At 73.5% G+C, this 16,240-nt stretch carries 18 protein-coding genes and 2 pseudogenes; 6 read left to right on the top strand and 14 right to left on the bottom strand.

What is annotated here, in order from left to right; genetic code table 11:
* A pseudogene (locus GTW67_RS26860) lies at nt 1-494 on the top strand (cyclohexanone monooxygenase); the annotation flags it as partial.
* A 59-nt stretch (nt 495-553) separates the two neighbouring features.
* On the opposite strand, the gene GTW67_RS26855 reads toward GTW67_RS26860, so the two are convergent.
* Together GTW67_RS26855 and GTW67_RS26850 are read right to left on the bottom strand one after the other, a co-directional pair.
* The gene (locus GTW67_RS26855; protein ID WP_161167364.1) at nt 554-1,468 is read right to left on the bottom strand and encodes an alpha/beta hydrolase fold domain-containing protein; all 915 of its coding nucleotides are present in this window, start codon (nt 1,466-1,468) and stop codon (nt 554-556) included.
* Nucleotides 1,465-2,229, bottom strand: coding sequence for a glucose 1-dehydrogenase (locus tag GTW67_RS26850; RefSeq protein WP_161167363.1), 765 nt, complete (start codon nt 2,227-2,229; stop codon nt 1,465-1,467). The genes GTW67_RS26855 and GTW67_RS26850 overlap by 4 nt, the downstream gene beginning before the upstream one ends.
* A 199-nt stretch (nt 2,230-2,428) precedes the next feature.
* On the opposite strand from GTW67_RS26850, the gene GTW67_RS26845 reads away from it, so the two are divergent.
* Nucleotides 2,429-3,166, top strand: a complete 738-nt coding sequence (locus GTW67_RS26845; protein WP_161167362.1) for a glucose 1-dehydrogenase — start codon at nt 2,429-2,431, stop codon at nt 3,164-3,166.
* Nucleotides 3,167-3,182: 16 nt separating this feature from the next.
* On the opposite strand, the gene GTW67_RS37895 is transcribed toward GTW67_RS26845, so the two are convergent.
* From GTW67_RS37895 to hutH, 4 genes and pseudogenes are all read right to left on the bottom strand, one after another.
* Nucleotides 3,183-3,398, bottom strand: a complete 216-nt coding sequence (locus GTW67_RS37895) for a hypothetical protein (protein WP_237519049.1) — start codon at nt 3,396-3,398, stop codon at nt 3,183-3,185.
* A gap of 79 nt (nt 3,399-3,477) precedes the next feature.
* Nucleotides 3,478-3,687: pseudogene (locus tag GTW67_RS38625) on the bottom strand (hypothetical protein); the annotation flags it as partial.
* A gap of 76 nt (nt 3,688-3,763) precedes the next feature.
* A complete protein-coding gene (locus tag GTW67_RS26835; protein WP_161167361.1) occupies nt 3,764-4,336 on the bottom strand; it encodes a HutD/Ves family protein in 573 nt (190 codons plus the stop codon).
* Nucleotides 4,337-4,409: 73 nt separating this feature from the next.
* Nucleotides 4,410-5,945 carry a histidine ammonia-lyase gene (hutH, locus tag GTW67_RS26830; RefSeq protein ID WP_161167360.1) on the bottom strand — a complete coding sequence of 512 codons (1,536 nt, stop codon included), beginning with the start codon at nt 5,943-5,945 and terminating at the stop codon, nt 4,410-4,412.
* Nucleotides 5,946-6,084: 139 nt separating this feature from the next.
* Between hutH and GTW67_RS26825 the strand changes: the two genes are divergently transcribed.
* The gene (locus GTW67_RS26825) at nt 6,085-6,870 is read left to right on the top strand and encodes an IclR family transcriptional regulator (protein ID WP_161167359.1); all 786 of its coding nucleotides are present in this window, start codon (nt 6,085-6,087) and stop codon (nt 6,868-6,870) included.
* Nucleotides 6,871-7,126: 256 nt separating this feature from the next.
* Here GTW67_RS26825 and GTW67_RS26820 read toward each other — a convergent pair whose 3' ends face one another.
* The 3 genes from GTW67_RS26820 to GTW67_RS26810 form a co-directional block, all read right to left on the bottom strand.
* On the bottom strand, nt 7,127-8,098 hold the full coding sequence (locus GTW67_RS26820) for a TerC family protein (RefSeq protein WP_161167358.1): 972 nt from the start codon (nt 8,096-8,098) through the stop codon (nt 7,127-7,129).
* An 86-nt stretch (nt 8,099-8,184) separates the two neighbouring features.
* On the bottom strand, nt 8,185-8,853 hold the full coding sequence (locus GTW67_RS26815; protein WP_161167357.1) for a phosphoribosyltransferase: 669 nt from the start codon (nt 8,851-8,853) through the stop codon (nt 8,185-8,187).
* A gap of 67 nt (nt 8,854-8,920) precedes the next feature.
* A complete protein-coding gene (locus tag GTW67_RS26810; protein WP_161167356.1) occupies nt 8,921-9,592 on the bottom strand; it encodes a dienelactone hydrolase family protein in 672 nt (223 codons plus the stop codon).
* A 174-nt stretch (nt 9,593-9,766) separates the two neighbouring features.
* Between GTW67_RS26810 and GTW67_RS26805 the strand changes: the two genes are divergently transcribed.
* Nucleotides 9,767-10,828, top strand: a complete 1,062-nt coding sequence (locus tag GTW67_RS26805; protein ID WP_161167355.1) for an aldo/keto reductase — start codon at nt 9,767-9,769, stop codon at nt 10,826-10,828.
* On the opposite strand, the gene GTW67_RS26800 is transcribed toward GTW67_RS26805, so the two are convergent.
* Both GTW67_RS26800 and GTW67_RS26795 read right to left on the bottom strand, forming a co-directional pair.
* Nucleotides 10,821-11,393: a chloramphenicol phosphotransferase CPT family protein gene (locus GTW67_RS26800; protein ID WP_161167354.1), complete on the bottom strand. Its 573-nt coding sequence runs from the start codon at nt 11,391-11,393 to the stop codon at nt 10,821-10,823. The genes GTW67_RS26805 and GTW67_RS26800 overlap by 8 nt on opposite strands.
* Nucleotides 11,394-11,422: 29 nt before the next feature.
* Entirely contained in the window at nt 11,423-12,256 is an 834-nt protein-coding gene (locus tag GTW67_RS26795; RefSeq protein WP_161167366.1) for an endonuclease/exonuclease/phosphatase family protein, read from the bottom strand.
* Between the two features lie 227 nt (nt 12,257-12,483).
* On the opposite strand from GTW67_RS26795, the gene GTW67_RS26790 reads away from it, so the two are divergent.
* Entirely contained in the window at nt 12,484-12,921 is a 438-nt protein-coding gene (locus GTW67_RS26790; RefSeq protein ID WP_237519048.1) for a DUF3592 domain-containing protein, read from the top strand.
* A 54-nt stretch (nt 12,922-12,975) separates the two neighbouring features.
* Here GTW67_RS26790 and GTW67_RS26785 read toward each other — a convergent pair whose 3' ends face one another.
* Both GTW67_RS26785 and GTW67_RS26780 read right to left on the bottom strand, forming a co-directional pair.
* Complete coding sequence (locus GTW67_RS26785; protein WP_161167353.1) at nt 12,976-13,503, bottom strand: hypothetical protein; 528 nt, start codon at nt 13,501-13,503, stop codon at nt 12,976-12,978.
* A 116-nt stretch (nt 13,504-13,619) separates the two neighbouring features.
* On the bottom strand, nt 13,620-13,997 hold the full coding sequence (locus tag GTW67_RS26780) for a nuclear transport factor 2 family protein (RefSeq protein WP_161167352.1): 378 nt from the start codon (nt 13,995-13,997) through the stop codon (nt 13,620-13,622).
* Between the two features lie 59 nt (nt 13,998-14,056).
* On the opposite strand from GTW67_RS26780, the gene GTW67_RS26775 reads away from it, so the two are divergent.
* Nucleotides 14,057-14,956, top strand: a complete 900-nt coding sequence (locus tag GTW67_RS26775; protein WP_161167351.1) for an NAD-dependent protein deacetylase — start codon at nt 14,057-14,059, stop codon at nt 14,954-14,956.
* 43 nt (nt 14,957-14,999) lie between these two features.
* Here GTW67_RS26775 and GTW67_RS26770 read toward each other — a convergent pair whose 3' ends face one another.
* Entirely contained in the window at nt 15,000-15,926 is a 927-nt protein-coding gene (locus GTW67_RS26770; RefSeq protein ID WP_161167350.1) for a LysR family transcriptional regulator, read from the bottom strand.
* Nucleotides 15,927-16,240 lie beyond the last annotated feature (314 nt).

Raw genomic sequence — 16,240 nt, 5'->3', positions numbered from 1 at the left:
ACACGCTCGTCTACGCCACCGGGTTCGACGCGATGACCGGCGCCGTCGACCGGATCGAGGTGCGCGGCCGGGGCGGACGGCTCCTCAGGGACGTCTGGCGGGCGGGCCCGCGCACCTACCTCGGTCTCGGCACCGACGGCTTCCCGAACTTCTTCAACCTCACCGGTCCCGGCAGTCCCTCCGTCATGGCCAACGTGGTCCTCGCGGCCGAGCAGCACGGCGACTGGCTGGCCGACTGCCTGCGCCACCTCGACACACACGGGTACGCGGCCGTCGAGGCGACCGGGGAGGCCGTGGAGGAGTGGGTCGCCGAGTGCCGTGACCGCGCGGCGGCCACCCTGATGATGTCGGCGGACTCCTGGTACCTCGGCGCCAACATCCCGGGCAAGCCACGGGTGTTCATGCCGTACGTGGGCGGGTTCGGGGTGTACGGGCGGATCATCGCGGACGTCGCGGCGTCCGGCTACAAGGGGTTCGACCTGATCCCCCGCTGACGGCACACGCGAGGGCCCCGTCCTCCTGCGGGAGGCGGGGCCCTCGTCCGCGTCCGGACTCAGCCGGCGCCGAGTCCCCGGCGCAGGACGCCGAACGCGGTGTCGCGGGCCGCGGCCGCCTCGGGCAGGGCGCCGGCCATCGACAGGAACCCGTGGAACATGCCGGCGTAGTGGTGTGCCCGCACGGGGACTCCGGCCGCCGCGAGGGCTGCGGCATACGCGAGGCCCTCGTCCCGCAGGGGGTCGAGGCCGGCGGTGACGACATGGGCCGGCGGGAGCCCGGACAGGTCGGCGCCGGCCAGCGGAGCGGCGTACGGGTCGGTCCGGTCCGCGGGGTCGGGCAGGTAGCTGTCCCAGTACCAGCGCAGATGGTCGGCGGTAATGAAGTACCCCTGCGCGTTCTCGCGGTGGGAGGGCCGGGAGCGGGCGGGGTCGAGCATCGGATAGTAGAGCGACTGGCAGGCGATCGCGGGGCCGCGCCGGTCGCGGGCGGTCAGGGCGAGGACGGTGGCGAGGTTGGCGCCGGAGCTGTCCCCGGCGACGGCGAGCCGGCGGTCCGGGAACGTCTTCGCGGTCCACAGCAGGGCCGTGTAGGCGTCCTCGGGCGCGGCGGGGAACGGGTGTTCGGGGGCGCGCCGGTAGTCCACCGCGACGACGACGGCGCCGGTGGCGTCGGCCGTGCGGCGGCAGAAGTCGTCGTGGCTGTCGAGTCCGCACAGGGCGAAGCCGCCGCCGTGGCAGAAGACGATCACGGGGGCGTCCTCGTAGTGGCGCGGGTCGTAGACCCGTACGGGCACGCCGTCGGCGTCCTCGTCGCGGACACGGGCGACGGGCAGCGGGGTGACCGGGGGCACGGGGCGGGAGGCGAAGAAGGCGCGCACCTCGGCGATGTCCGTCATCTCCGTGCCGAGCGGCGGGAAGCTCGCGGTGGCCCGGTCGATGACCGCCCGGACCTCGGGTCCTGGGCGGGTCACGCGTCCGCTCCCCGCTGCGGGAAGACGGGCAGCCGGCCGGCCGACGCGCCGCCGTCCACGGCGAGTTCGGCGCCGGACATGTAGGACGAGGCGTCGGAGGCGAGGAACGCGACGAGCCGGGCCACCTCCTCGGGCTCCCCCACGCGTCCCAGCGGGGCACCCGGGTGCTCCTTGGACTCCAGGTGGGCGGTCATGGCCGTGGCGATGGCCCCAGGGTGCACGGAGTTGACGCGGATGCCGTCCGCGCCGAGTTCGAGGGCGGCCGTCCTGGTGAGGCCGCGCAGCCCCCACTTGGCCGCCCCGTAGGCGCCGTGCCCCCACATGCCCTGGAGGCCGGCCTGCGAGGAGATGTTGACGATGGATCCGCCGCCGCCCGCCCGCATCGCGCCGGCGACCGCGCGGATGCCGAGGAACGGGCCCATCAGGTCGACCCGGAGGATCGTCTCCAGGCGGGCCGGGTCCTCCTCGACGACGGTCGCCGTGCTGTAGACGGCGGCGTTGTTGACGAGGACGTCGAGTCGGCCGAAGCCGTCCACGGCGGCGGCCACCGCGGCGTCCCAGGACTTCTCGTCGGTCACGTCGTGCCGGACGAACCGGGCGGCGGGGCCGAGGGACGCCGCCGTCGCCTCCCCCTCGGCCTCCAGCACATCGGTGAGGACGACGTGCGCGCCGAGTTCGGTGAGCAGGCGGGCCTCGGCCGCGCCCATGCCTCGTGCCGCGCCGGTGACCAGCGCGACCTTCCCTGTCAGATCGACGGACATCAGCGGTTCTCCTGGTTGCGGACGCTCGGACGGAGTCTCGTGCCGTGCCGGCACGGGGTGCCTATCGAGCCTGCCCGCGCCGGGCCGCCCGGCGGCAGTGCCGTTTCCCGGTGAGCGGGAAGCACCGAGTGCCGACACCGGGGGCCTGCTGGGAGCATCGCCGCTGCCCGCACCACAGCGGCCAACGGGAGGTACCGGCATGAGCGGACGGGTGGACGGCAAGGTCGTCGTCGTGACGGGCGGGGCGCGCGGTCTGGGCGCCGCCTGCGCGCGCCGGCTGGTCGCGGAGGGCGCGAAGGTGGTGATCGGTGACGTGCTCGTGCCGGAGGGCACGGCGCTCGCGGAGGAACTGGGCGCGGACGACGCGCTGTTCGTGGAGCTGGACGTCACGGGCGAGGCGGCCTGGCAGGCGGCCGTCAGGCGCACGGAGGAGGTGTGGGGCCCGGTCACGGGCCTGGTGAACAACGCGGGCCTGGTCCACCGCTGCCCCGTGGAGGAGCTGACGGAGGCCGACTACCGACGGGTCGTGGACGTCAACGAGGTGGGTGTCTTCCTCGGCATGAAGACCGTGCTGCCGTCGATGCGGGCGGCCGGCGGCGGCTCGATCGTCAACATGTCCTCGCTGGGCGGGATCATCGCGTTCCCGTACATCCTCGGCTACACGGCCTCGAAGTGGGCGGTGCGCGGCATGACGAAGGCGGCGGCGCAGGAGTTCGCCCCGGACCGCGTCCGCGTCAACTCCGTGCACCCCGGGGTCGTGGCGACGGAGATGACGGCGGACTCGGACCGCTCGCACGCGATGGTGACCCACCAGCCGATCCCGCGGGCGGCGCGGCCCGACGAGATCGCCGGCATGGTGCTGTACCTGCTGTCGGACGAGGCGAGTTACGCGACGGGCTCGGAGTTCGTGGTGGACGGCGGCTACTCCAGCCAGTGAGCGCCGGCGGCCAGTGTCATCGCGGTGCGCGGGCCGGCTCCTCCAGGCCCGCCGGGTCACCGGACGGGCCGGCGCCGGTCGTCTTCCGTGTGGACCCCGGCTGCGGGTCTTCGCGCCGCGGCCGGACCCAGAGGGCGTGGACGCCACCGAGGAGCGCCAGCCACACCGCGCCGACGACCAGGGCGACCCGGGTGCTCCCGTCGAAGGCGAGCAGCACCATGACCCCGGCCATGAAGACGATGGCGGCGATCTGCCCGTAGGGCCAGAAGGGCGCGGGGAACCTCAGCGAGCGGGGCGCCGATCATGACGAGGGTGGTCACCCACGGCACGCCGTTGCGTGTCACCCGCAGCATGACGGCGGGGCCCTGACCCCGCTCGGCCAGGCCGAACATGGTGCGGCCCGCGGCGAAGATGTCGCTGTTGATCGCGGACAGGGCGGCGGTGAGGACGACGAGGTTGAGGACGGCGGCCGCGGACTTGAGCCCGACGCCGGCGAAGATCTCGACGAAGGGGCTGCCCACAGCAGGCCGCCAGGCCGTGAGAAGCGACGAGAGCCGCGGCCTGGCGGCCGCGGCCGTTCCCGACGGGCCGGCCCGGTCAGCGGCCGGCGAGGTCGACCAGTTCGACGACCGCGAGAACCCCGTCGACGCCGATGGTGTCGCAGTCCTCCCCCGAGAACAGGGCGGCGTCGAGCCGGCCGAGGCGGACGGACGCCCCGTGCAGCAGGGCCGTCCCCGCCAGGACGACCGCGAGGACGCGGGTCCCGGCGCCCGGCCGTACGGCGGTGTCCGACCGCTCGATGCGGACCCGCGCCGTCGTGCCGGCCCGCCGGACCATCACGTTGAAGTCGACGATCGGCCCGCCGAGCAGCCTGCACTCGGTCACGGCGTCACCGGGGAAGGCGAAGGGCTCGTACGGGGCGTCCACCACGTGCGGGGTGCCGTCGACGGTCAGCGCCATGCCCGGGCCGTCGATGACGGTGATGATCCGGTCGACGCCGTCGAAAGCGGAGAACGGTCCGCTGTGCGCGACGTCGGCGACGCTGACCCGCCACGCGAAGTCGCCGGTCCCGGCGCCCTCGGGGTGGACGGCGACCTCGGACGTGACGCCGCCGCCGTTCTTCCACGGTGCGGGTGTCCGCTCGGACGCACGCAGGATCTGTGGTGCCATCGGGTGCCCTCTCGTGTGAAATGCCGGAAGCCTCCCGGGCCCGCGGGCCCGGGAGGCGGTGACGTGGGACTGATCAGACCAGCGGGCCGGTGACCGACTCCGCGGCGGCCAGGGCGCGGCCGGAGGCGACGTACTGGACGGTCGACTCGATCTCGGGGGCGAGCCAGCGGTCGGTGCCGGGGCCGTCGACCGTCTCGCGCAGCCCGTCGCGCACGGCGGCGGTGGCCGGCGCCGGGCTCAGCGGGGCCCGCAGGTCGAGCGCGCGGGCGGCGGTGAAGATCTCCACCGCGAGGACCCGGCCGAGCCCGTCGATGGCGCGGCGCAGCTTGCGGGCGGCGGACCAGCCCATGGAGACGTGGTCCTCCTGCATGGCGCTGGAGGGGATCGAGTCGGTGGAGGCCGGTACGGCGAGCCGCTTGAGTTCGGAGACGATCGCGGCCTGCGTGTACTGCGCGATCATGTGGCCGGAGTCGACGCCGGGGTCGTCGGCCAGGAAGGCGTTGAGGCCGCGGTTGCGGGCGGGGTCGAGGAAGCGGTCGGTGCGGCGCTCGGAGATCGAGGCGAGGTCGGCGACCGAGATGGCCAGGAAGTCGAGGACGGCGGCCACCGGGGCGCCGTGGAAGTTGCCGTTGCTCTCCAGGCGGCCGTCGAGGGTGACGACGGGGTTGTCGACGGCGCTGGCCAGCTCGCGGGAGGCCACCAGCTCGGCGTGGGTGAGGGTGTCGCGGGCCGTGCCGTGGACCTGCGGCGAGCAGCGCAGCGAGTACGCGTCCTGGACGCGGGTGCACTCCGGGCCCTTGTGGCTGGCGACGATCGCCGAGTCGGCGAGCAGGGCGCGCAGGTTGCCGGCGCTGTCGCCCTGACCCGGGTGCGGGCGCAGCGCCTGGAGGTCGGCGGCGAACACGGCGTCGGTGCCGAGCTGGCCCTCGACGCTCATGGCGACGGCGATGTCGGCCGTCCGCAGCAGGAGGCGCAGGTCGTGGGCGGCGAGGACGAGCATGCCGAGCATGCCGTCGGTGCCGTTGATGAGGGCGAGGCCCTCCTTCTCCTCCAGCACGACCGGGGTGATGCCCGCGTCGGCGAGCGCCTCGGCGGCGGGCCTGCGCACGCCGTCGGCGGTGCGGACCTCGCCCTCGCCCATGACGGCGAGCGCGCAGTGGGCGAGGGGGGCGAGGTCGCCGGAGCAGCCGAGGGAGCCGTACTCGTGGACGACCGGGGTGATGCCGGCGTTCAGCAGCGCGGCGTAGGCCTCCGCGGTCTGCGTGCGTACGCCCGTACGGCCCGTGGCGAGGGTGGACAGGCGCAGCAGCATCAGCGCGCGGACCACCTCGCGCTCGACCTCGGGGCCCGAGCCCGCGGCGTGCGAGCGCACCAGGCTGCGCTGGAGCTGAGCGCGCAGCTCGGCGGGGATGTGGCGGGTGGCCAGGGCGCCGAACCCGGTGGAGACGCCGTAGTGGGGCTTGGCGTCGTCGGCGAGGGCCTGGACGACCTCGCGACTGCGGGCGATCTCCTTGAGCGCCTCCGGGGCGAGGGCCACCTGGGTGCCGAGACGGGCGACGGACACGACTTCGTCGGCGGAGAGCGCGCCGACACCAACAACAACGGTCATGCCCCTATGAAGCCGCAGGCAGGAGGGGACGCGCGAGGGGTTGTCGATCACTAGTGTCTGGGATCCCAGACATACGCGGGCGGCAATGCCTTGGATCCCAGACAGTTGATGCGCCGCGCCACTGGTCTACGCTCGCCCCATGAGCATCGTCCCGGCCGCCGCCCAGGTCCTGGCCGTACTGCGGTATCTGGCGCGGCAGGCCGGCCCGGTGCCCGCGGCCGCCATCAGCCGGGACGTGGGGCTGCCCCGCTCGACGACCTACCACCTGCTGGACACCCTCGCCGCCGAGGGTTTCGTGGTCCATCTGCCGGAGGAGCGGCGCTACGGGCTCGGCGTCAGCGCCTTCGAGCTGGCCTCCGGGTACGAGCGCCAGGCGCCGTTCCAGCGGCTGGCCCGGGTGCCGCTGGCCACGCTCGTGGACCGCACCGGGCACAACGCGAACCTCGCCGTGCTGCACGGCCGCGAGGTCATCTACGTCATCGAGGAGCGCGCCCCGGGCCGGGCGCCGCTCGTCAGCGAGGTGGGCGTGCGGCTGCCCGCCCAGCTGACGGCCAGCGGCCGGGCGGTCCTTGCGCTGCTGCCGCCGGCGCAGGTGCGGGCGATCTTCCCGGACCGGGCCGCGTTCGTGCTGCGGCACGGTGTCGGTCCCGCGTCGCTGACGGCCCTGCGGGGCCTGCTGGCCCAGGTGCGGCGCCGGGGTTACGCGACGGAGGAGGGCGAGGTCACGCCCGGCCTCTCCTCCGTCGCCGCGCCCGTCCTGGACCACCACGCCCACCCGATCGCGGGCGTGTCCGTCACCTTCCCCGGTGAGTCGGCCGACGAGGCGGAACGTGACCGCATCGCGGACCAGGTGGCGCAGACGGCGCGGGAGCTGACGCGCCGCGTCGGCGGTGTCACCGCCGTGCGGAACGGGCGGGGGCGGTGACGGCCGCGGAGCAGTCGGGGTTGTGGCACTGGCCCGGATACCAGCGGGGAACGTAGATTCCGAGGCTCTTGTGCCGTCTGATCTCGCTGTGGACGGGGTGGTGGCACACCGGACAGACCTGTCCGTCCGGCGGCTTGCTCGCGCCTGTGTGACTGGTCATGTCTCCACGGTAAAGCGGAAGCAAAGTCAGGGAAAGACCTTTGTGGGACCATGGGCGCTCATGTCCCGTTCAGCGAACTTCTGTTCCGTTCTGCGCCTAGTGCTCCCGTGGCTCGTGCGGTGGGTCGGAGTCCGCCTCGGCGGGGCGGCGCAGGCTCAGGACGACGGAGCCCGCGAGGACCACGACGATCACGGCCAGGCTCACGAGCGAGGGGATCTCCGGCACGGAGGTGCTGATGGTCTTGTGGGACGCCTGGAGGACGAGCTTGACCCCGATGAAGGCGAGGATGACCGCCAGGCCCGTGCTCAGGTAGTGGAAGCGGTCCAGCAGCCCCGACAGCATGAAGTACAGGGCGCGCAGCCCCAGGATGGCGAAGGCGTTGCTCGTGTAGACGATGAAGGCGTCGTCGCTGACCGCGAGGACGGCCGGGACGCTGTCCACGGCGAAGATCAGGTCGGCGGCCTCGATCGCGACGACCACGGCAAGCAGCGGCGTCGCCACGCGCTTGCCGGCTTCCCTGACGAAGAACCTGGTGCCCGCGTACTCGTCCCGCACCGGCACGATCTTGCGCAGCAGCCGGACGGCGAGGCTCTTGCCGGGGTCGAAGCTCTCGTCCTCCCCCTTGAGGATCTTGTAGGTGCTGTAGAAGAGGACGGCGGCGAAGGCGAACAGGACGGCCGTGAAGCGGTTGACCACGGCCACGCCGGCGGCCAGGAAGATGCCGCGGAACACCAGGGCCCCGATGACGCCGAAGAACAGGACGCGGTGCTGGTAGGCGCGGGGCACCTTGAAGTAGGCGAAGATCAGGGCGAACACGAAGAGGTTGTCGACCGACAGGCTCTTCTCCAGCAGCCAGGCGGTGGTGTACTCGGTGCCGGCCGTCCCGCCGAGGACGAGGAAGACGACCGCGCCGAAGATGAGGGCGAGTCCCACCCACAGTCCGCTCCACGCGGCGGCCTCCTTGAAGCCGATGACGTGTTCGCGGCGGTGGGCCAGCAGGTCGACGGTGAGCGACACGACCACGGTGGCGGCGAACACTCCCCAGAGCCAGAACGGCACATCGGGCATGCGGACCTCGCGACGATGCGTGCGGACAGATCCCTGTTACCGAGTCTGCGCCACGGGGCCGCCGGCGGCATCGCGGGAGAGGGCCGTCAGGATGTGCCGGGGGACGAGGTCGCCCGGTGCACGGCCAGGATCTCGATGACCTCCTCGTCGCTCACCTGGTCGAAGTCGTCGTACCAGAGGCCGACGGCGCGGAAGTCCGGCGGCCGGCGGAGGCACACGACGTCGTCGGCCTCCGTGCGCATCTCGGCGGCGGACTCGGGGGCGCCGACGGGGACGGCGAGGATCAGCCGGGCGGGATCGAGCCGTCGGAGGTGGCGGAGGGCGGCGCGTGCGGTGGCGCCGGTGGCCAGGCCGTCGTCGACGAGGATCACGGTGCGGTCCTCGACGTCGGGCGTGGCCCGATCGCCCCGGTAGAGCAGGGCGCGACGGCCGAGTTCCTCCCGCTCCCGGGCCACGTCCTGGACGAGCCGGTCCTCGGTGAGGCCGAGCATCGTCAGGGCGCGTTGGTCGAACAGGGGCGGATCGTCGCCGACGACGGCGCCGATGCCCGTCTCCGGCCTGCCGGGCAGGCCGATCTTCCGCACGACGAGCACGTCCAGCGGCGCCCCGAGGGCCTGGGCGACCTCCGCGGCGACGGGCACGCCGCCGCGGGGCAGCGCGAGGACGACGGGGCGGGGCAGTTCGCCGTCGGACGCCCATTCCACGAGCCGCAGCGCGAGTTCCTGGCCGGCCACCCGGCGATCGGGGAATCGCATGATCTGTCGCCTGCCTCTCTCCCGGAGGGGAACGGAACGGCCACCGCCGCCGCGGTGCGCCGCCGGGTCAGCCGGAGCGGTCGCCGCCGGCTCCTTCGCCCAGGTGGTCGCGGAACCAGTCGGCGGCGACGTCGGTGACCTCTTCCAGGGCGCCGGGCTCGGGGAAGAGATGGGTGGCGCCCGGGACGACGTGGATGCGGTGGTGGGGCGTGAGCCGCCGGGCGGCCTCGCGGTTGAGGCCGAGCACCGTCTCGTCGTCGCCTCCGACGACGAGCAGGACCGGTGCGGCGACCAGGGGAAGGGCGTCGCCCGCCAGGTCCGGCCGGCCTCCCCGGGACACCACCGCGGACACGGCCCGGGGCCGCTCGGCCGCCGCGATCAGGGCGGCCGCCGCTCCCGTGCTCGCCCCGAACAGGCCCACGGGCAGGCCGGCGGTGTCCGGCCGGCGCCCCAGCCAGTCGACGGCGTCCGCGAGACGCCGGGCCAGCAGGGCGATGTCGAAGCGGTACCGGGCGGTGACAGCGTCCTCGCGCTCCTCGTCCTCGGTCAGGAGGTCCAGCAGCAGCGTCCCGAACCCCGCTGCGCGCAGACCGGCGGCGACCGCGCGGTTGCGGGGGCTGAGCCGCGAGCTGCCGCTGCCGTGCGCGAACAGGACCGTGCCGCGCGCGCCGGTCGGCACGGTGAGATCGCCGTCCAGGGTGGTGCCGTCCGAGGGCACCTTCGCGGTTTCGGACGCCATGCCTGCTCATCTCCCCTGGGCTGTCCGAGGGCCCGGAACCACCGGGTACCCAGGCCGTCCCGTCCCGTACCCCGGTGCCGCCCGATCCACGGGCGGCCTTTCCCCTTGCTGTCGAGTGCACTCCAAGTCCTAGAGTGACGCTCCCCATCCGCCCCACCGTCACGGAGCACCGGCATGCGCTATCGCACCCTCGGCAGGACCGGCATCGAGGTCAGCACCCACTGCCTCGGCACGATGATGTTCGGCTCCGTCGGCAACCCCGACCACGAGGACGGCATACGCGTCATCCACGCCGCGCTGGACGCCGGCATCAACTTCGTGGACACCGCCGACATGTACTCGGCCGGCGAGTGCGAGGAGATCGTCGGCAAGGCGCTCAAGGGCAGACGGGACGACGTCGTGCTCACCACCAAGGTCCACTTTCCGCTCGGGGAGGGACGCAACCGCAGCGGCAACTCACGCCGCTGGATCCTCCAGGCCGTCGAGGACAGTCTGCGGCGCCTGGAAACGGACCGGATCGACCTCTACCAGGTGCACCGCCCCGACCACACCACCGACATCGAGGAGACGCTGTCCGTCCTCGGCGACCTGGTGCGGGCGGGCAAGATCCGCGCGTTCGGCTGCTCCACGTTCCCCGCGGAGGACCTCGTGGAGGCCCACCACGTCGCGGAACGCCGGGGACTGATGCGGCTGCGCACGGAGCAGCCGCCGTACTCGCTGCTCGCCCGCGGCGTCGAACGGTCCGTGCTGCCGACCGCCGAGCGCCTGGGCATGGGCGTGCTGACCTGGTCACCGCTGGCCTCGGGATTCCTGTCCGGCGCCTACCGCGAGGGCCGGCACATCGACCTCACCACCGGCCGCGCCAAGCTCACCCCGCACCGCTTCGACCCCGCCGTACCGGGCAACGCGGCGAAGCTCGCGGCCGTCGAGCAGTTCGTCGCCCTCGCCGACGAGGTGGGCTGCACGCTGCCGGAGCTGGCCGTCGCCTTCGTGCTGGTCCACCCCGCCGTCACCTCGGTGATCACCGGTCCGCGCACCATGGACCAGCTCACCTCGCTGCTCAAGGGGGCCGACCTGCTGCTCGACGACGCGGTGCTCGACCGGATCGACGAGATCGTGGCCCCCGGCACCGACCTCTACCGCGCCGACGGCGCCTGGCAGCCGCCGTCGCTCACCGACACCGCACGGCGCAGGCGCCCGGCCGGCGAACGGTCGGCCGCGCTGCCGGTCACGTGACGGCCGCGCTGCCGGTGAGGTGACGCTCGCGCAGGCGGGCGAAGGCGGTGCGCCGGGGAAGGTGCGGGAGGAAGCTCTTGATCCGCTCGGCGCACTCCCGCGGGGTCGCGGTGCCGGTGTCGCACTCCAGGTCGTAGTCCCCGTGCCGGTGGACGAGGTCGTACTGGAGGGCGGCGAGGCCCACCGGGCGGTCGCCGCGCGCCCGCTCCCGGCGCGTCAGTTCCTCCGGCGGACAGTGGACGCCCACGAACAGCACGTGCTCGGGGCGCAGGACCGACAGGCAGTCGAGCAGCCGCCACGGCTCGCTGAGCACATGGTCCACGATCACGTCGTTACCCACCTCGGCCATGGCCGCGACGGAGCGGTGAAAGCCCATCCGGGTCCGTCGCAGCGCCGCGTCGAGGTCGTCCTCGCCGAGGGCGCGCTTGGTGCGCATCGCGTTGAAGCCGTCCACCGCCAGATGGAAGAAGACGCCGTCGTCGAGGATGTCGAGCAGTTCGCGGGCGATGCTCGACTTGCCCGAACTCGACGTTCCGTTGAGGAAGATGATCCGGCCTGGCGTCATCCGGGCATGATGCCAGACGGCCGGCCGGGTCAGACGCGCAGGTCGGCGAGCAGCAGATGGTGGTCCGAGTACGGGCTCGGGTGCACGCGGTGCCGGAGCGAGGTGACGCCCCGCAGGAAGACGTAGTCGAACTTGCTCTCCCAGTCGGTGGTCGCCTCGCAGGTGCCGACGGGCGAGGGACGGCATCCGGGGTCCGTGTCCGCGGCCAGTCCCCGGAACGGGTCGAGTTCGGGGGTGTCCGGCACGGCGTTGAAGTCACCGAGCACGACGGCGCGGTCGTACCGGCCGACGGCCGCGGCGAGTACGGCGGTCTGGCGCGCCCGGACCGGCTCCTGACGCCGTTGGGCGAGGTGGGTGTCGAAGACCCGCACGGACCGGCCGTCGACCGTCGTGGTGACGGCCATGTACCCGCGGTCCTCGGACCCGCCGTCGGGGTACTCCACGCTGACGCGGTCCGTCATCGGCGCCGCCGACAGGAGTGCCTGGCCGAAGGCCCCCGGATCCCACGGCCATCCGCCGCAGCGTCCCCGGTTGCGCAGCACCGAGCCGTACTCGACGTGGTAGACGAGCCCGTAGACGCCCTTCAGGTGCTCGCGGATCTGCTCGACGTCCCGTACGCACGCCTCCTGGAGCCCGATGACCTGCGGCGCGTACGCGGCGATCTCCGCCGCCCGGTCGGCGTTGCTCTTGTCGCAGGGGTTGCAGATGTTCCACGTCATCACCCGGTTCGGCACGACGTCCTTGACGGCCTCGGCGGGCACGGGCCGGGCGACGGGGCCGTCGTCCGGTGCGCTGCGGCCGACGACGAGCAGGCAGGCCACCAACGCGCCCGCGAACAACCAGGTGTTCCTCCGGGACACGATCGCCTCCTCGCTGTGCCCGCACGTGCGGTCCGACGGGCTTTCCTCCACGAGGTTAGGCGACGGACTCGGCCGGCAGTACGGGCTCCGCCCACCTGTTGGGACCCCGCGCCCGGGGCCGAGGGGCGGCGCCGAGGCGCGGACGCCGCTCGGGTAGGGTCCGCGTGCGCCGGCACACGGCTGTCCGGCGGATGCGAAGTCCGACGACGAGTACGGGGGTACCCAACGCCATGACCGGCCTGTTCCACATCACCATGGTGGCTCTGCTGGCCCTTCTCGCCTGGGGCTCGGTCGCGCTGGTCCGCCGGACGCGGCAGCGGCGCGAGGCCTGGGAGAGCGGACTGAGCGCGCAGGCGCGGGTGGTGCGCGCCTGGACCACGGTCCAGATGGTCAACAACGTGGCCCGGCGCGTGCAGTGGCACGAGTACGACTACACCACCCAGGACGGCCGCGCGGTCCGCTTCAAGGAGACCCAGGGACCACGTGACCGCGTCGAGGGCGACACGGTCCTCGTGTACTACTCCGCGCAGCAGCCGGAGAAGGCCACCGCCTCCGCACCGCAGCCCGGCAAGGACAACACGGTCATGGTGATCTGGCTGGCGATCATGGGGGCGTGCGCGGTCTTCCTGCTGTACGAGTGGGTGAACCTGTCCGCGGCGCTGAGCTGACGCCGCGGGGCACGCCGGCCGCGGCGACCGGCGCCCTCGAAGGACCTCCGCGCCCTAGGCGGCCCAACTCCGCAGCAGCCGCTCCCGCTCCGCGCCCCGCGGTGTCTCGCCCTCCGACGTGCGGCCCCACTCCGACATCGCCGTCAGGGTGGTCGTCATCGTCGCGGCGCCCTCGGTGAGGCGGGCCAGGAGGGCGCGGGAGAGCTCGATCTCCGTCGGGGAGTAGCCGACGGCCGCGGCCGCGTACACCGACAGCTCGTGCTCGGCGCCGGGCGAGGTGACGTGCAGGGTCATCAGCGGCGGGGCCTCGTCCGCCCGGTCCGGCACCATGGGGATGGCCAGGTTCACCACCATCGTCACGGCGAGGTTCTTGATCACGCCGGCCTGCCGCACGAGGGACTTCACGGGGACGTCGGTCATCGTCAGGGCGCTCACGTCCTCCCACAGGTGGACGCCGGACTGCCGGTCGCCGAGCGCCACCACGCCCTCGGGGGTCAGGCGTACCCCGGGAGCCAGGCCGGACGGCTTCGCGCCCACGTACACGTCGCCCTCGGCGATCCAGAACAGGCCCACCATGGCCATGCGTTGCTCACTTCTCCCCGCGACGGCACCGCCGCCGGTTCTCACGTCGGAATGATCAGGTCCTCACGGTATCGCGCGAGGCGGCGGGCGAGTTCCCACGGTCCCGCCGCGACGGTCTAGGAAGCGCTCGGCGTGCCCTGGTGGAAGTACATCCGCCAGCCCGACCCCGTCAGCCGCCACAGCGAGCTGCGCCACACCCGGCGGCCCCGGTTGTCGGAGAAGTACGTCAGGTGGACGACACCCGGCGCGAGGACGACCCCGGACATGTCGCTGACCTCGACCGGGGACTCGGCGGACACCGAGCCGCCGCTCGTCACCGTGAGGATCGACTCCGCGTTCCACCGGCGCCCGGAGGCCCCGATCTCGGTGAACTCCGGATCCAGCAGCTCCAGCACCCGTGCCGGGGAGGCGCGCACCTCGGGGTCGAGCAGCCGCATCTCCCCCTCGACGGCCGCCCGCACCGCCGCGGCGTTCTCGTCGTTCCCTTCCGTCATGCCGGGAACCCTACGGCCGCGGCCACCCGGGGGCACAGCGCTTTCCGTACCCTTGCGGCATGCGCATGCGTCCCACCCTGAGCTGGACCCCCACCGAGGACCTGCCGCCGGGCACCCCGGACCCGGCGCCGGTCGTCGACGCGCTGAGCGCCGGCGGGGTGCTGGTGCTCAGCGGGGCGGGCATCTCCACGGAGTCGGGCATCCCGGACTACCGGGGCGAGGGCGGGAGCCTGAGCCGGCACACCCCGATGACCTACCAGGACTTCACCGGCTCCGCCGCGGCCCGGCGCCGGTACTGGGCGCGCAGCCACCTCGGCTGGCGCACCTTCGGCCGCGCCCTCCCGAACGCCGGTCACCGGGCCGTGGCCGCGTTCGGACGGCACGGGCTGCTGTCCGGAGTGATCACGCAGAACGTCGACGGGCTGCATCAGGCCGCCGGCAGCGAGGACGTCGTGGAACTCCACGGCAGCCTCGGCCGGGTCGTCTGCCTCTCGTGCGGTGCCTTCAGCCCGCGCCGGGAGCTGGCCCGGCGGCTGGAGGAGGCCAACGCGGGTTTCGCGCCGGTGGCCGCCGGCATCAACCCGGACGGCGACGCGGACCTCACCGACGACCAGGTCGGGGACTTCCGCGTGGTGCCCTGCGCGGTCTGCGGCGGCATTCTCAAACCGGACGTGGTCTTCTTCGGTGAGGCGGTCCCGCCGCAGCGCGTCGAGCACTGCCGCCGGCTGGTCCGCGAGGCGGCCTCGCTGCTGGTCCTGGGCTCCTCGCTGACGGTGATGTCCGGGTTCCGCTTCGTCCGTCAGGCGGCCGAGGCCGGGAAGCCGGTGCTGATCGTCAACCGGGACCCGACCCGCGGCGACCGGCACGCCCTCGCCCGGGTCGCGCTCCCGCTGGGCACGGCCCTCACCACCGTGGCCGGGCTTCTGGACGTCCCCGTCGACGGCGGGGCGATGCCCTGACGGGAGGCGTCCGACCCGGCGTGCCCGCGGGGGCGCTGCCTCGTCAGCCCGCCGCGCCCGTCTCCGCGATCGCGATGTGGTGCCCGCCCTCGGCGAGCCCCTCCGAGACCGCTTCGGTGAAGGCGGCGATCGCCCGGTTGTGACGGCTCGGCACCCACACCACCGAGGTCTGCCAGGCCAGCGCCGCCCCCTCCAGGGGCCGCCACACCAGGCCGTCGGTGAGAGGGGTGGCCGGGGCCTCGTTGAGGTGGATGCCGCGGCCCGCGAGCACCAGCCCGTGGACGAAGTTCGGGTTGCGCGCGTGCCGGATGGAGCCGGGCAGGAAGCCCTCGTCGCGGCAGATGGTCAGCATGTGGTCGTACAGGCGCGGCGCCATCGCCCGGGGGAAGATCACCAGCGCGGTGCCGTCCAGGTCGCGCAGCCGCACGGGGCCGCCGCCCGCCGCCGCGGTGTGGTCCGCGCGCAGCACGACGCCCAGCTCGCGCCGGGCGACGGGGCCGGACTCCAGTCCCACGGTGTCCGCGGGATGCCGGACCACGCCGGCGTCGAGTTCGCCCTCCCGCAGCCGCGCCAGCTGCTCGTCCGTGGTGAGTTCGTGCAGGTCGATCAGGACGTCGGGCGCCCGCCGCGCGAAGCCGGCGGTGAGGGTGCGCAGCACCGGGGGCCCGGTGTCCGGGGGTACGCCGACGCGCAGGCCGCCCGCCTCGCCCGGCCGGATCCTGCGCATCGCCTCGCGCGCGGTGTCGACACCGGCGAGCACGGGCCGCACGTGCTCCAGGAGCAGGGCCCCGGCCTCGGTGAGCTGGACCCGGTGCCGGGTGCGGTCGAACAGCCGCACACCGAGTTCCCGTTCCAGGTCGCGGATGCGCTGCGACAGCGGGGGCTGGGCCATGTGCAGCCGTTCCGCGGCCCGGCCGAAGTGCAGTTCGTCGGCGAGCACGGCGAAGTAGCGCAGATGACGGAGCTCCATGCGCGGACCCTACCCGGCACCGGCCCATAGCGGACGCCGGTCATATCGCTCCGATATCACGGTCAGTTCCCATTGGTGTTGGCCGGATCACATCGGCGCCTGTTTGCATGACTGCTCACGGGACGCCCTCCCAGGGACACCGGCCCGCAACCCAGACACCCCTTCCCGCCCCGGCGCGCTCGCGCCGTGGGCCTCCCTCCGCACGCTCGAAAGGCCTGCCTCATGACCGGGAACAGCACCGTCGTCGTCACCCGCCACCCCGTGGCCGCCCTGTCCGACGGGGCGTACGTCGCCGAAGTCGCGCTCAACCGTCC

Source organism: Streptomyces sp. SID5910, assembly GCF_009862125.1.
Classification (GTDB): Bacteria; Actinomycetota; Actinomycetes; order Streptomycetales; family Streptomycetaceae; genus Streptomyces.
This window is presented reverse-complemented; position numbering and strand designations above follow the sequence as displayed.

Excerpts from the sequence above, each read along its gene's own strand:
- GTW67_RS26770 (WP_161167350.1), bottom strand. The coding sequence starts at position 15,926 with ATGGAGCTCCGTCATCTGCGCTACTTCGCCGTGCTCGCCGACGAACTG.
- GTW67_RS26815 (WP_161167357.1), bottom strand. The coding sequence starts at position 8,853 with ATGCGATTCCCCGATCGCCGGGTGGCCGGCCAGGAACTCGCGCTGCGG.
- GTW67_RS26785 (WP_161167353.1), bottom strand. The coding sequence starts at position 13,503 with ATGGCCATGGTGGGCCTGTTCTGGATCGCCGAGGGCGACGTGTACGTG.
- GTW67_RS26805 (WP_161167355.1), top strand. The coding sequence starts at position 9,767 with ATGCGCTATCGCACCCTCGGCAGGACCGGCATCGAGGTCAGCACCCAC.
- GTW67_RS26845 (WP_161167362.1), top strand. The coding sequence starts at position 2,429 with ATGAGCGGACGGGTGGACGGCAAGGTCGTCGTCGTGACGGGCGGGGCG.
- GTW67_RS26820 (WP_161167358.1), bottom strand. The coding sequence starts at position 8,098 with ATGCCCGATGTGCCGTTCTGGCTCTGGGGAGTGTTCGCCGCCACCGTG.
- hutH (WP_161167360.1), bottom strand. The coding sequence starts at position 5,945 with ATGACCGTTGTTGTTGGTGTCGGCGCGCTCTCCGCCGACGAAGTCGTG.
- GTW67_RS26850 (WP_161167363.1), bottom strand. The coding sequence starts at position 2,229 with ATGTCCGTCGATCTGACAGGGAAGGTCGCGCTGGTCACCGGCGCGGCA.
- GTW67_RS26775 (WP_161167351.1), top strand. The coding sequence starts at position 14,057 with ATGCGCATGCGTCCCACCCTGAGCTGGACCCCCACCGAGGACCTGCCG.
- GTW67_RS26825 (WP_161167359.1), top strand. The coding sequence starts at position 6,085 with ATGAGCATCGTCCCGGCCGCCGCCCAGGTCCTGGCCGTACTGCGGTAT.
- GTW67_RS26780 (WP_161167352.1), bottom strand. The coding sequence starts at position 13,997 with ATGACGGAAGGGAACGACGAGAACGCCGCGGCGGTGCGGGCGGCCGTC.
- GTW67_RS26835 (WP_161167361.1), bottom strand. The coding sequence starts at position 4,336 with ATGGCACCACAGATCCTGCGTGCGTCCGAGCGGACACCCGCACCGTGG.
- GTW67_RS26790 (WP_237519048.1), top strand. The coding sequence starts at position 12,484 with ATGACCGGCCTGTTCCACATCACCATGGTGGCTCTGCTGGCCCTTCTC.
- GTW67_RS26810 (WP_161167356.1), bottom strand. The coding sequence starts at position 9,592 with ATGGCGTCCGAAACCGCGAAGGTGCCCTCGGACGGCACCACCCTGGAC.
- GTW67_RS26800 (WP_161167354.1), bottom strand. The coding sequence starts at position 11,393 with ATGACGCCAGGCCGGATCATCTTCCTCAACGGAACGTCGAGTTCGGGC.
- GTW67_RS37895 (WP_237519049.1), bottom strand. The coding sequence starts at position 3,398 with ATGGCCGGGGTCATGGTGCTGCTCGCCTTCGACGGGAGCACCCGGGTC.